The sequence below is a fragment of the Paenibacillus barcinonensis genome (assembly GCF_003217495.1).
Classification (GTDB): Bacteria; Bacillota; Bacilli; order Paenibacillales; family Paenibacillaceae; genus Paenibacillus; species Paenibacillus barcinonensis.
The window spans coordinates 526,069-539,078 of record NZ_QJSW01000001.1; the positions used below are offsets into that span (position 1 = coordinate 526,069).

At 47.1% G+C, this 13,010-nt stretch carries 14 protein-coding genes; 3 read left to right on the top strand and 11 right to left on the bottom strand.

The genetic code is table 11. The annotated features are described in order from the left end of the window. The first annotated feature begins 72 nt into the window (after positions 1-72). Positions 73-1,119 carry an HD-GYP domain-containing protein gene (locus DFQ00_RS02545; protein WP_110893802.1) on the top strand — a complete coding sequence of 349 codons (1,047 nt, stop codon included), beginning with the start codon at positions 73-75 and terminating at the stop codon, positions 1,117-1,119. A gap of 64 nt (positions 1,120-1,183) precedes the next feature. Here the strand turns inward: DFQ00_RS02545 and DFQ00_RS02550 are convergent, their stop codons facing one another. The 11 genes from DFQ00_RS02550 to DFQ00_RS02600 all read right to left on the bottom strand — a co-directional run bounded on the left by DFQ00_RS02550 (position 1,184) and on the right by DFQ00_RS02600 (position 10,282). After that, positions 1,184-1,318, bottom strand: coding sequence for a YjcZ family sporulation protein (locus DFQ00_RS02550; protein WP_110893804.1), 135 nt, complete (start codon positions 1,316-1,318; stop codon positions 1,184-1,186). Between the two features lie 198 nt (positions 1,319-1,516). Continuing rightward, positions 1,517-2,227 carry a M23 family metallopeptidase gene (locus DFQ00_RS02555; protein ID WP_208643740.1) on the bottom strand — a complete coding sequence of 237 codons (711 nt, stop codon included), beginning with the start codon at positions 2,225-2,227 and terminating at the stop codon, positions 1,517-1,519. A gap of 171 nt (positions 2,228-2,398) precedes the next feature. Next, the gene (locus DFQ00_RS02560; RefSeq protein ID WP_110893808.1) at positions 2,399-2,740 is read right to left on the bottom strand and encodes a darcynin family protein; all 342 of its coding nucleotides are present in this window, start codon (positions 2,738-2,740) and stop codon (positions 2,399-2,401) included. 124 nt (positions 2,741-2,864) lie between these two features. Beyond that, positions 2,865-3,434, bottom strand: a complete 570-nt coding sequence (locus DFQ00_RS02565) for a Crp/Fnr family transcriptional regulator (protein WP_110893810.1) — start codon at positions 3,432-3,434, stop codon at positions 2,865-2,867. A gap of 138 nt (positions 3,435-3,572) precedes the next feature. Beyond that, complete coding sequence (sufB, locus tag DFQ00_RS02570) at positions 3,573-4,970, bottom strand: Fe-S cluster assembly protein SufB (RefSeq protein WP_110893812.1); 1,398 nt, start codon at positions 4,968-4,970, stop codon at positions 3,573-3,575. 20 nt (positions 4,971-4,990) lie between these two features. Next, positions 4,991-5,422 (bottom strand): Fe-S cluster assembly sulfur transfer protein SufU, encoded by a 432-nt coding sequence (gene sufU / locus DFQ00_RS02575; protein WP_110893814.1) that lies wholly within the window; start codon positions 5,420-5,422, stop codon positions 4,991-4,993. Beyond that, entirely contained in the window at positions 5,412-6,632 is a 1,221-nt protein-coding gene (locus tag DFQ00_RS02580; RefSeq protein WP_110893816.1) for a cysteine desulfurase, read from the bottom strand. Before DFQ00_RS02580 ends, sufU begins: the two co-directional genes overlap by 11 nt. Then, positions 6,629-7,933 carry a Fe-S cluster assembly protein SufD gene (gene sufD, locus DFQ00_RS02585; protein WP_110893819.1) on the bottom strand — a complete coding sequence of 435 codons (1,305 nt, stop codon included), beginning with the start codon at positions 7,931-7,933 and terminating at the stop codon, positions 6,629-6,631. The genes DFQ00_RS02580 and sufD overlap by 4 nt, the downstream gene beginning before the upstream one ends. Positions 7,934-7,957: 24 nt before the next feature. After that, positions 7,958-8,740: a Fe-S cluster assembly ATPase SufC gene (gene sufC, locus DFQ00_RS02590; protein ID WP_110893821.1), complete on the bottom strand. Its 783-nt coding sequence runs from the start codon at positions 8,738-8,740 to the stop codon at positions 7,958-7,960. Positions 8,741-9,176: 436 nt separating this feature from the next. Continuing rightward, complete coding sequence (locus DFQ00_RS02595) at positions 9,177-9,755, bottom strand: DUF1802 family protein (protein WP_110893823.1); 579 nt, start codon at positions 9,753-9,755, stop codon at positions 9,177-9,179. A gap of 65 nt (positions 9,756-9,820) precedes the next feature. After that, complete coding sequence (locus DFQ00_RS02600) at positions 9,821-10,282, bottom strand: Dps family protein (RefSeq protein ID WP_110893825.1); 462 nt, start codon at positions 10,280-10,282, stop codon at positions 9,821-9,823. A gap of 343 nt (positions 10,283-10,625) precedes the next feature. On the opposite strand from DFQ00_RS02600, the gene mtnK reads away from it, so the two are divergent. Then, positions 10,626-11,843 (top strand): S-methyl-5-thioribose kinase, encoded by a 1,218-nt coding sequence (gene mtnK, locus DFQ00_RS02605; protein ID WP_110893827.1) that lies wholly within the window; start codon positions 10,626-10,628, stop codon positions 11,841-11,843. Positions 11,844-11,847: 4 nt separating this feature from the next. Next, positions 11,848-12,936 carry an S-methyl-5-thioribose-1-phosphate isomerase gene (gene mtnA / locus DFQ00_RS02610; protein ID WP_110893829.1) on the top strand — a complete coding sequence of 363 codons (1,089 nt, stop codon included), beginning with the start codon at positions 11,848-11,850 and terminating at the stop codon, positions 12,934-12,936. Positions 12,937-13,010 lie beyond the last annotated feature (74 nt).

The following is a 13,010-nucleotide window of genomic DNA, read 5'->3' on the forward strand; positions in this document are numbered from 1 at the left end:
TGTCAGTCCATTTTTTTCTTGTTATTATATTGATATGTGTCGATATTAGTCGAGGAAAAAGGTGGTTTATACGTGAGAGTGCATGTTACAGATCTTAAACCCGGCGACCTGCTAAAAAACGATATCTACAATGATTCAGGTCTCCACATGCTGATGAAAGGTTCCGTTCTCAGCGAAGATGATATATCCAAACTGCTGCAGCATGGAATTGATTTCGCAGATGTAGAACCTACATCCAACCTTCACTCTGATGAACAAACCTTGCCTTCCGATCAAACCCGTCTGTTAACCAATCTGTTTAACGACACGATCAAAGGTACGCATTCCCTGTTTGAGCAAGCTATTGAACAAGGATTTGTTGATGAATCACAGGTTGACGAAATCGTAGGCACATTGACGGGACAACTCGAAAAGCAAAAGGACGTCGTCTCCCTGCTGCTTATGCTGGACGGGGATAGTGACTACACCTACAACCATTCCTTGCAGGTCGGTATGCTTGCTTTTTATATCGCAGGCTGGATGGGATACAACCCGGAAGAATGTCTTACTGTAGCCAAGGCTGGATATCTTCATGATATAGGCAAATCAAAGATTCCTGCTGAAATCTTACATAAACCAGGTAAACTAACAACTGAAGAATTCGCAGAAATGAAAAAGCATACCTTTTACGGTTACGATATTATTAAAGCCTCCACAGAAGACGAGATCGTTGCACTCGTTGCCCTACAGCATCACGAACGCGAGGATGGCAGTGGATATCCGTATGGATTACGTGGCGACGAAATCCATCCCTATGCACGTATAACGGCGGTAGCCGATGTTTACAGCGCGATGACAACAAACAGGGTCTATCAGACCAAGCAAGAGCTGATATCTGTGCTATGCGAATTGTACAGCCTCAGTTTTGGCCAATTGAGTGCCGAAGCAACACAAGAACTGATCAAACATATGCTTCCGAATTTTATTGGAAAAAAAGTGTTGCTCACCAGCGGACACACGGGTGTCATCGTCATGAATAACCCAGCTGACTATTTCCGACCACTCGTTCAGACCTCCACAGCCTTTATTGATTTAGCGAAAGAAAGAGATATTGCGATTGTTGAGATTTATGTCCAGTAATAGAAAAGAGCGAAAAGGGAAGCCTGAGTGGCTTCCCTTTGTCTTTTCAGGGTTGTTGGAACAATTACACGCAGAATGCTTTGGTGATGATAACCAACAGAATGAACAGTACCAGGATTGCACCTGTCGATGTGAATGGATTGTACATTCCTACGCCAGCAACGTTATTGCCCCCACAGCCGTAACCTACTTCGCTCATGTGATTGCCTCCTCTTTATAAGGTATACCCTAACATATGACACTGATGCACCGGATGCACCGGGCGAAACGGCAATCTTCCGTTTTTAGTTCTTAGCCCGGAAGCGGGTGCGAACCGTTAACCTTGCTGTTTAAGCCTCTTGAGCTTCCGGATTCGTTGTCTTCATCTGCTTCCAACAGGATGTAATATGCTTCAACGTTAATCCGATTCCTGCACCAGCCTCCCTGTTTCCTTGCGGTGCATAATCACAAGCATTCTCCAGAAGTCGTAGCTGCCTGTATTATTCTGGATATAAGGTCTATAATACGTCAGCGCCTCCTGTGCCCATTCAGGACAGCTCATATTGGACAAACGCTTCTGTTCTTGAATCCAGCTTCCTTGGAGCTCCAGTTGCTTCTGCATCAGCGTAAACATTCGCTTCTCTTCACTTGTCATCGGTTGCCCCTCCTCCTGCGCCGTCGTTCCATGCTCTTTTAACAAATAAGCCCCAGGCTCAACTACACCTTTTTCACCAGGTGTGTATCCATAGGAAGGAGAACTGGTTTTACGAATCTCATAGTGCACATGTGGACCTGTGCTCTGACCCGTGCTGCCTTGATAACCAATCAATTGACCTTTTCTCACCCGCTGACCTACACTTACGGCAGTTCGAGAAAGGTGACCATAACAATGCAAATATCCCCGATGATCTTCCAATGCCACCGTAAGTCCATATCCGCCAAAACCGGAGCCTGTTTGTCCTTCAGCCGCAAAACGTACAGTCCCATCCAAAAAGGCATACACAGGGCCATTCCATGGCTCGGTAACCAGATCTACACCTCGATGAAACGTCTGTCCTCCATGTATAGGATGAATTCGATAACCGAAGGAACTAGTAATCCGATACCCTTCGAAAGGGTTTGCATTCATAGCTTCACATCCTTTTTCTATCATTACATGCGTAGCGTTATGCAATGGCTTGTGCTTGTATCCTGCTGCGCAGGAGGATTACTTCAACCAAAAAACAAACGCCGCCCCGATGACATATCCACGGTGCAGCGTTGTGAGGTCAATATGATATTATTTCGCTTTGAGTCCGTCTTACTCAGGCATATCTAATGCTTCCCGCTCGTAGGCTTGGAATGCATTCTCCAATCCCATAATGACATCTTTGATTTTCATATATCCCTTCGTATACGGCTCCGAATCGCGGATTTCCTCCCATAAATAATGATAGGCTTTGAGATCCTCTGTCTCACATACGACAAAATCGGTGTATTCCTTGCCCGGCAAAGCCTCAGCATCGAAAAATCTGACGCTTACCAGACCACTGTACTTCTCTATGGTGGCCTGCAAAGCAGCCGCATGCTGTCTACGCTGCTCCCGTGGCAAAGCCAGCCAGGAAGGATAAAATTCAAGTAATACAATCATCATATGTCTCATAACTAATCTCTCCTTGTGCATCTAATCTGGGAGTGGATTTCCACTACTTTAACTAGGTATAGCTTAAAGCACACTGGAGCGATCAAGCATTAACATAGGTTAATGACATGAAATAAACGTTCGTTTATCTGAGTAAACGGCTCAGTGAAACAGGAGAGATGCCAATATAGGCAGCGATATGATACTGAGGGATTCGTTTTTCAAGGCCAGGATACTTCTGTAAAAATGCCTCGTAACGCTCAAGCGCAGATAAGCATAACAGTTCTCGCTCACGCTCCTCCTTACGTATATACAGCCGCTCAACCGCCTTACGCACAAAGTGCTCCCAGTGATGACTGGCCTCCATGAAATGCAGCAGCGCATCGTAAGGTATGGCAATCACAGTGGAATCCTCCAGCGCTTCAATGGTATACGATGATTCGGCCCCTGAGACCATCGCCGCATACGATGTGGCATAATCCTGCTCCAGCGTAAAGGCCACATTAAAATCCTTGCCATCGGGCAGTGTATAATACAATCGAAAACAGCCTTTGGTGCAAAAGTACGCATGATGCACGCTCTCGCCTGCACGAATCAACGCGGTTCCCCGAGGTATTTCTTTGAATGAGGTTCCCTGTACAAACCAGTCCCATTCTTCTGCCGAAATCCCGGCCTCCAAGGCTGACCTGTGAAGGGCTTCGTAATGTATCTGCATGCACACCTCCTGGATTAACTAAAATTCACAAATTCAATTCTTGCATTATATGTACTGTATTGTACTAAAAAGGAAGGCAAAGAAAAAGACGAACCAGAACGGTTCGTCTTCTCTTGAGGTAATTTTACATATATCAGCTTAACCGATGGAACCTTCCATCTCGAACTTGATGAGACGATTCATCTCAACGGCATATTCCATTGGCAGTTCTTTCGTGAACGGCTCGATAAAGCCCATGATGATCATCTGTGTAGCTTCCGCTTCGGTCAAACCACGGCTCATCAGGTAGAAGAGCTGATCTTCGGATACCTTCGATACCGTTGCTTCGTGCTCCAGCATGATGTTGTCATTCATGATCTCGTTGTAAGGAATGGTATCTGATGTGGACTCATTGTCGAGAATGAGTGTGTCACATTTGATGTTGGATTTCGCGCCCTCTGCCTGACGTCCGAAGGAAGCCAAACCACGGTACGTTACTTTACCCCCATGCTTACTGATGGATTTGGATACAATCGTAGAGGTTGTATCTGGAGCAAGGTGAATCATTTTCGCACCTGCATCCTGATGCTGGTTTTTACCTGCAACAGCGATGGACAGAACGGACCCCTTCGCTCCACGGCCTTTCAGTACAACCGCTGGATATTTCATCGTCAGTTTGGAACCGATGTTACCATCGACCCATTCCATCGTTGCATTCTCTTCTGCAACCGCACGTTTGGTTACGAGGTTGTAGATGTTCGGTGCCCAGTTTTGGATCGTTGTGTAACGAACGCGGGCATTTTTCTTACAGATGATCTCAACCACCGCACTGTGCAGCGAGTTCGTGCTGTAGATTGGAGCTGTACAGCCCTCTACATAGTGAACAAAGCTGTCTTCATCTGCAATGATCAAGGTACGCTCGAACTGACCCATGTTTTCAGAGTTAATTCGGAAGTACGCTTGCAGAGGCACTTCACATTTTACACCTTTCGGTACGTAGATGAAGCTTCCTCCAGACCATACTGCACTGTTCAGAGCAGCAAATTTGTTATCCGCTGGCGGAATAACGGTAGCGAAGTATTCACGCAGAATTTCAGGGTGCTCTCTGAGCGCTGTATCTGTATCCATGAAAATGACGCCTTGATCTTCCAGTTCCTTCTGCATATTGTGGTATACAACCTCAGATTCATACTGGGCGGATACCCCTGCCAGGAATTTTTGCTCTGCTTCTGGAATACCGAGTTTATCAAAGGTTTCTTTGATCTCGGAAGGAACCTCTTCCCATGTTTTCCCTTGCTTTTCCGAAGGGCGAACATAGTATTGAATGTCGTTGAAATCGAGATCATCGAGATTGCCGCCCCAATTAGGCATTGCCATTTTCTCAAATTGCTTCAAGGATTTCAGACGGAATTCCAGCATCCACTCCGGTTCGTTCTTAATCCGGGAAATTTCAGTTACGACTTCTGCCGTAAGACCTTTACCGGTTTGAAAGATGGATTGATGCTCATCGCGAAAACCATACTTATACTCTTCCATTTCTGGTGCTTTTTTAGCCATCTTACTCGACCTCCCTATCGTTATTGTACATTGTCCTCTTCGTCAATTCCTTTGCGTAATGCATTCCAGGCCAGAGTGGCACATTTGATGCGTGCAGGGAACTTGTTCACACCGGATAGGGCTTCGAGATCTTCATAATCGTCGAAATCGACTTCTTCCCCCTTCATCAATGAGGAGAAGCGGTTAGCCAGATCGAGTGCCTGTTCTATCGTTTTGCCCTTCACAGCCTCAGTCATCATTGATGCTGAGGACATGCTGATCGAACAGCCTTCCCCCGTATACTTGGCCTCCTGAACGATTCCGTCATTCAGCATCAGCTGCAGTGAAATCCGGTCGCCGCACGTTGGATTGTTTAAATTCACCGTCACGACGTCATTGTCAAACGTTCCGCGGTTACGCGGGTTTTTGTAATGGTCCATTATAACACGCCGGTACAGATCATCAAGTTGCATCGCCAAAATACTCCTTTGTCTGAATTAAGGCGCTAACAAGCCGATCTACATCTTGTTCGTTGTTGTATAGATAAAAGCTCGCACGAGCTGTAGAGCTAACTTCAAGCCAGCGCATAAGCGGCTGACAGCAGTGATGTCCTGCACGAATCGCTATACCACTCGCATCCAGCACCGTAGCTACATCATGGGGATGAACCTCTCCCAGATTAAAAGTAACTACGCCAACATGACGTTTCGCCGGACCATAGATCGTTAATCCTTCAATCTCCGACAAACGTTCTGTTGCATAAGCGGCAAGCACACCTTCATGATGAGCAATCTCATCCATGCCGATCTGCTCCAGGAAATCAATAGCAGCCCCCAAGCCTACTGCTCCAGCAATAATCGGGGTTCCGCCTTCGAATTTCCAAGGAAGCTCTTTCCAGTTGGAATCGTACAGTCCAACATCATTGATCATTTCACCGCCGAACTCGATCGGTTCCATCGACTCCAGCAGCGCCTTTTTGCCGTAGAGTGCACCGATTCCAGTAGGGCCGCACATTTTATGACCAGACAGCGCGTAGAAATCACAATCCAGCTCCTGCACATCGACCTTCATATGTGGCGTGCTTTGTGCACCATCTACAACGATTACTGCACCATTGCGGTGAGCAATCTCAGCGATTTGTTTAACAGGATGAACCAGCCCCATCACATTGGATACATAAGCAATTGCAACAATTTTGGTTCTGCTTGTAATTGTCTGCTCCACATCAGCCAGTTCAATGTGACCGTCAGGCTGAAGCGGAATGTATTTCAATGTAGCCCCTGTCTCCTTGGCAACTTGCTGCCAAGGAATCAGGTTGCTGTGGTGCTCCATCTGCGTCAGCACAATTTCATCGCCTTCTTTACAGTTGGCACGAGCATAAGACGAAGCGACCAGATTCAGTGCTGTCGTTGTACCACGCGTAAAGATAATCTCTTGTGTACGGCGTGCATTGATAAACTTTGCCACCTTCTCACGAGCGCCTTCATAAGCATCCGTTGCCCGGCTTCCAAGAGTATGCACACCGCGATGCACGTTGGAGTTCTCATATTCGTAATAATGCTTAACCGCATCAATTACAGCTCGAGGCTTCTGCGAAGTTGCGGCACTGTCTAGATATGCGAGCGGATGTCCGTTGATTTCCTGGTGGAGGATCGGGAACTGCTCGCGAATGGACGGGTTCATTGTCCCAGCTTCTTCTCAATCAGAGACTGCAATTGGGTACGCAGTGCTTCCAAAGGAATATCCGCCACCACCGGTGCGAGGAAGCCATAGATAATGAGGCGTTCCGCATCCGTACGGTTAATCCCGCGAGACATCAAGTAATGGATCTGCTCCGCATTCACTTGGCCTACGGAAGCTGCGTGACCTGCTGTTACATCATCCTCATCAATCAGAAGGATCGGGTTGGCATCTCCACGCGCTTTAGGGCTCAGCATCAGCACTTTCTCTGTTTGCTGTCCATCGGCTCTTGTAGCACCTTTTTCAATCTTCGTAATACCATTGATGATCGCCGATGCCTCCTCACGCATAACTGCGCGTGTAATCATCTGGCTCGGTGTATTTTTACCGAAGTGACGTGCTTCGGTTGTATAGTTAATCTTCTGTGAACCGGAACCGACAGCAATAACTTTGGAGTCGGAACTTGATCCGTTGCCTTTGAGTACACTCATTGTATTGCTTGCTGTATCTCCGTTGTTCATTTCGCCAACGATCCATTCGATGGAACCGTCGTTTTCCAGAACTGCACGACGGAAGGATACATCTGTAACGTTCACACTCAGCTGATGAACCGTTGCAAAACGTACCTTCGCACCTGCTTTAACGAACACTTCCACAACCCCGTTATGGAATACCGGTGCGGAAAGCTCGCCGGACACGTAGTTATCTACGTATGTCACCGAACTGTTCGCTTCAGCAACAACCAGCACGTGGGGTGCAAAGGTTGCAGTAGCATCATCCGTAAGCAGCACCGCTTGTAACGGAACTTCAATGTTTACATTTTTCGGAACGTACAGGAATACCCCGCCATTCCACAATGCAGCATGCAACGCAGCGATGGAGTGTTCCTCGGCTTTAACTGCCGTGTTGAGATATGGTTTAACCAAGTCGCCATGCTCACGAACAGCTGTTGCGAGGTCCGTGAAGATTACACCTTGGGCTGCCAGATCAGCAGACAATTTGGAGTATACCGCACCAGAGTTGCGCTGAATCACCAGACTGCCCTCCGCTTGATCCTGAACCAGTTCCTTGATGGATGCAGGTACTTCTTCCAGAGAAGAAATGGCTGCCCCTGCCTTGTATGTGCCGTACTCGCTGATATTCCAGCGTTCAATTTTTTGCTTTTCCAGTTTAGGAAGCGCCAGCTCGCTCGCAAGCTTCAAGGCTTCGAGTCGCTGCTCAGTCAACCAGCCGGGTTCGTTATTACTTTCCGACAAGGCGCGAAGCGCTTCAGATTCAACCGGAAGAATTGTTTGTGTAGTCATTTATTATCCTCCTCCGTTTTGTCTTTACGCTTCTTGACCTACAGTTTCGTCTGTAATACCCAGTTCTTCTTTAACCCAGTCATAGCCTTCTGCTTCCAGACGATGAGCCAGCTCAGGACCGCCCGATTTCACGATACGACCTTGCATCATTACGTGTACATAGTCTGGAGTGATGTAGTTAAGCAGGCGCTGATAGTGCGTGATGATCAGGAAACCGCGATCTTCGCTTTTCATTGCATTTACGCCGTTTGCCACGATTTTCAAAGCGTCGATGTCCAGACCGGAGTCGATCTCGTCAAGCACTACAATTTTCGGATCAAGCAGCATCATTTGCAGAATTTCGTTCCGTTTTTTCTCCCCGCCAGAGAAACCTTCGTTCAGATAACGATGTGCAAACTCAGGGTTCATATCCAGCTCTTTCATTTTACCTTCCATTTGACGAATGAACTTGATCAGGGAGATCTCGTTTCCTTCGCCGCGGCGAGCGTTGATTGCACTACGCAGGAAGTCGGAGTTGGTTACGCCTGCAATTTCACTTGGATATTGCATCGCCAGGAACAAGCCTGCACGTGCGCGCTCATCTACAGCCATATCCAGAACATCCTCACCGTCGAGTGTTACTGAACCGTCTGTTACTTCATATTTAGGATGTCCCATCAGAGCAGAAGCCAAAGTCGATTTACCTGTTCCGTTCGGTCCCATGATCGCGTGGATTTCTCCACCTTTCATCTCCAGGTTAATGCCTTTCAGGATTTCTTTACCTTCAATGGTCGCTTTCAGACCTTCAATGACAAAATTCGTAGTCATGTGTATTGTTTCCCTCCATTTAAAATTGATGTTTGCTGTCGAAAACGAAAAAGCGCCTATTATATCTGAACAGGGCTTCCCCTGACTTTCTCTGTTTCGTTATATCTGGGTAAAACAATTCTTACATGCGCTCTGGAGCAATCCTCACGCAATTCCAAAGCAACAATCACTTTAGAATAATTCTAAACTGATTCTCAATGATTATCAAGTCATTTCCTATCAGTTGTTGTCCTTCTCAGGAAACTCCATTCCTTCTGATTCTATAATAAATGCCTGTTTGAATCAAATAAGAAAACAAATTTCAATCCGTCAGACAGTGATATATATCACAAAATTCACAGTTTGTTCAGCTTGCACGCTGTTTATGAAAAAAGACTTATCCATCTCTGGATAAGTCTCTTCTGCTCCATCATTTCTAGTATAATGAGTCAAGCTATCACATTTTGAGCGTTTCGTTTATCTTCCGCACCTGTTCGTCAAAATCCGCAACGTCCAGCACTGGCGTCATCGCGCGCGGCACCGGACCATTCGGAATGAAAATCCATGAACGGCAGCCGTTATATTCAGGCAGTACAGCAATTTCCATCGGCTCCTGCAAACGGTACACACGTAAAATCAAGACGTGGAGCGGATCTTTCTTTTTCCACTTCAAACGGGCTTCGGCAAAATCCGCTGTCCACATATGATATTCCAGAAGTCGATCCAGCATATTCTGATCCCGAATCTCCAAATCCTGCGTTACTTCAGCAAAGGTCGTAATGCGGATCGTTGAGGCTTCAGGCTCCCATTCGGCCAGCGAGTCCTCAACATAGGATTGATCCGGGGACTTGATCAGTTCTTTACGCTGATGCTCATAAGTCGGATACAGATAAAATGCTGGACTTTTTAACTCAAAATGCTTCGTTTCCTCCACAATACCGCCTTTGCGCATCACCAGAATCTGACGCCCATCCTCCAGCGCTTTGATCGCTGAGGCCCACTCCTTCAATGCCGGTATCGTTGCTGTGTCTAACATCAAACTCGCCCTCCCCTGTCACTCTTGACAGCAGTATAGACGGTTAATGTGCTTCTGACAACCTGTTAACCAAGGTAAGCGCGAAGCATCCACATATGTTTCTCCAGATCGGCCTTGAAGCCTGTCAGCATATCGGCAGTTGGCTGATCTTCAGCCGCATCAGCCAGATCAATGCCTTCCTGATATTCGCTGGAAAGTGTCGCGAAGTCTTCAATCAGGTTCTGCACCATGACACTCGCATCTTCTTTGCCGGAGGCCTCCTGAATCGAAGCCATCTCCAGATATTCCTTCATTGTTGCAGCCGGGCTGCCTTTCAGTGTGAGCAGGCGTTCAGCGATTTCATCCATTTGAACGGTAATTTCATTATAAAACTCTTCAAATTTCACATGCAGAGTGAAAAAGTTCGGGCCTTTTACATACCAGTGATAGTTATGGATTTTGACATACAGCACGTTCAGGTTTGCCACCTGACGATTAAGTACTTGTTCAACGGATTTCGCTTGATCTGTTTTGTTTTTTGTAGCCATATCTAATCCCATCCTTTAATTATAAATTTTAGTCTGTCCCATTACACGTCAAGGGTATTTGCATGCGTGACAGAGAGTTAATGGTGGTAACCCGCCAGATTGGCGGAGATGCATTCCGGTGCGGTTATTCTTAACTGCCCGGCCTATTTGTTTTTACCCGTCGGCCTGATCTTCGAATCACAGCATACCTGAGTTGTCTCAAAAAAAAGTTCAAAAACGAGGCCATATCCGATATACTGTCATAAACCAAGCAAAGAAGTGGGTTTTCCTGTTTCTTGAAGCATCTGTTCCTGTTTCTTGGAGCGGCGTTTACTCTTTCTTCATATATACGGAGGTGTCACCTTTGACTCAATATCATCCTTTAACTCCCCATGAAGCGATCGAACTGGCCAAAACATTACCGGGTCCATTTACGGCAGATACAAATCTGGAATGTCGTGAGATTGGTGACGGCAATCTGAATCTCGTTTTCCACATCACGGACCAGAACTCCGATAAAAGTATCATTATCAAACAGGCGCTTCCTTATGCGAAAGTGGTTGGAGAATCATGGCCGCTATCTCTCGTACGTGCCCGGATTGAACGTGAAATTTTACAAGAGGAATACCGCCTGTGTCCAGGCATGGTGCCTGAAGTGTATCATTACGATGACGATCTCGCCCTGACGGTTATGGAGGATCTGAGTGATCATGTAATTATGCGTAAAGGGCTGATCGACGGAGCCTCTTATCCGCTTTTTGCGGAGCATATTGGAGAGTTTATGGCAAGAACACTGTTTTTCACGTCAGACCTTGGTATGAATCAGCAGCAGAAGAAGGAACAGCAGGGAAGATTCGTTAACCCTGATCAATGTAAAATTACGGAAGACCTGATCTTCGATGAGCCTTATCGGATTGCACAAAATAATAACTATGACCCTGCGATTGAAGATGAAGCCGAAGCGCTGCGTACCGATGAAGAGCTGCATCTGGAAATCGCCCTGCTGCGTGAGAAGTTTCTAACCCATGGACAAGCACTGCTGCACGGCGACTTGCACACAGGCAGTATTTTTGTCACACCCGAATCAACCAAAGTGATTGACCCCGAGTTTGCTTTCTATGGCCCAATGGGTTTTGACGTAGGCGCGGTTCTTGCGAACCTGCTGCTTCATTATGTTTCCTTGTCAGGCCGCATTCAGGAACCATCAGCAAGAGAGCAGCGTGAAGCAGAGATATTAAACATGGTGCGTGAGGTCTGGACTGAGTTCGATACCCGTTTCCGCGCGCTGTGGGCTTCCGACCTCGTTGATCCGATGGCTAAAACGCCCGGATATCAACAGCTGTATGTACAGCAGCTATTCCGGGACGCCGTTGGATTCACCGGAGCCAAAATGGTGCGTCGTATTGTGGGACTTGCCCATGTCGCTGACATTGACACCATTGCAGACGCATCAGAACGTGAATATGCACAGCGCAAAGCCTTGGCGGTGGGTAAAGCGCTTATCAAAAACAATCGCCGTATAAACACAATTGGTGAGGTGCTGGATCTGGTATCTTCTGCTCTCACTGTGGTCAAAGCCTAATTTTATGAACGGAGGAACATCTATGACAACCCTTGAACATCAGCCTCTGTCTTCTCTTAATTGGAAAAAGGACAAGCTTGAAATGCTCGATCAGCGTCTGCTGCCTGAAACCATTCTGATGCTAAAACTGTACACCCCTGAGGAAGTATGGGAATCCATACATTCCATGAAAGTGCGGGGCGCTCCTGCCATTGGCATCGCGGCAGCATTCGGCGTCGTGCTTGGAGCCAAAGCTTATGAAGGAAGCAAAATTGAGGGTTGGCTCGAGCATGTGAAATCCGTCTGTGCACATCTGGCCACATCCCGTCCAACAGCGGTTAATCTGTTTTGGGCGCTTGATCGCATGCTGCAGAAGGCAACTCAAGTATCAGAAGCAGGCCTGAGTCTTGCAGATAGCACAGATGCGCTTGAAGTGGAGGCACTGCTCATTCAGAAAGAAGACGAGGAGGTGTGCCGGATGATCGGAGAGCATGCCTTGCCTCTGTTTGAAGACGGGATGGGTGTGCTGACGCACTGTAACGCAGGCGGATTGGCCACGGCAAAATACGGTACTGCAACTGCTCCGATGTATCTCGCTCAGGAACGCGGCATTCATCTTAAGGTATTTGCTGATGAGACACGTCCCGTTCTGCAAGGCGCTCGCCTGACAGCATTTGAGCTTCAGCAAGCTGGCATAGATGTTACATTGCTCTGCGACAATATGGCAGGGATGGTCATGTCTAAAGGCTGGGTACAAGCTGTCATCGTGGGTACAGACCGCGTAGCAGCAAACGGAGATGTGGCGAACAAAATCGGTACGTACAGCCTGGCTGTACTCGCCAAAGCACACAACATTCCGTTCTATGTCGCGAGTCCACTATCAACCATAGACTTGTCCACCGCATCTGGCGATCTGATTCCCATCGAGGAGCGTGCCGCTGAGGAAGTGACCGAAGGATTCGGAAAGCGCACTGCACCGCAAGGTGTTAAAGTGTACAATCCGGCCTTTGATGTTACGCCTAACGAGTACGTTACAGCCATTATTACGGAAAAAGGTATCGTTCGTGCACCTTTTCAGGAGAACCTGGCTGCCTTGTTTGCGGAAAATAATTAGTAAGAAAGGTTCGTCCAAACTCAGCAAAGTATTGAGCAAAATGATCAATGGACACCTAAGTAAGTCTGCTACCT

Bases quoted from the DNA above. Each gene is read 5' to 3' on its own strand.
- DFQ00_RS02550 (WP_110893804.1), bottom strand. From the start codon at position 1,318: ATGAGCGAAGTAGGTTACGGCTGTGGGGGCAATAACGTTGCTGGCGTA.
- DFQ00_RS02555 (WP_208643740.1), bottom strand. From the start codon at position 2,227: ATGAATGCAAACCCTTTCGAAGGGTATCGGATTACTAGTTCCTTCGGT.
- DFQ00_RS02560 (WP_110893808.1), bottom strand. From the start codon at position 2,740: ATGAGACATATGATGATTGTATTACTTGAATTTTATCCTTCCTGGCTG.
- DFQ00_RS02565 (WP_110893810.1), bottom strand. From the start codon at position 3,434: ATGCAGATACATTACGAAGCCCTTCACAGGTCAGCCTTGGAGGCCGGG.
- sufB (WP_110893812.1), bottom strand. From the start codon at position 4,970: ATGGCTAAAAAAGCACCAGAAATGGAAGAGTATAAGTATGGTTTTCGC.
- sufU (WP_110893814.1), bottom strand. From the start codon at position 5,422: ATGCAACTTGATGATCTGTACCGGCGTGTTATAATGGACCATTACAAA.
- DFQ00_RS02580 (WP_110893816.1), bottom strand. From the start codon at position 6,632: ATGAACCCGTCCATTCGCGAGCAGTTCCCGATCCTCCACCAGGAAATC.
- sufD (WP_110893819.1), bottom strand. From the start codon at position 7,933: ATGACTACACAAACAATTCTTCCGGTTGAATCTGAAGCGCTTCGCGCC.
- sufC (WP_110893821.1), bottom strand. From the start codon at position 8,740: ATGACTACGAATTTTGTCATTGAAGGTCTGAAAGCGACCATTGAAGGT.
- DFQ00_RS02595 (WP_110893823.1), bottom strand. From the start codon at position 9,755: ATGTTAGACACAGCAACGATACCGGCATTGAAGGAGTGGGCCTCAGCG.
- DFQ00_RS02600 (WP_110893825.1), bottom strand. From the start codon at position 10,282: ATGGCTACAAAAAACAAAACAGATCAAGCGAAATCCGTTGAACAAGTA.
- mtnA (WP_110893829.1), top strand. From the start codon at position 11,848: ATGAACGGAGGAACATCTATGACAACCCTTGAACATCAGCCTCTGTCT.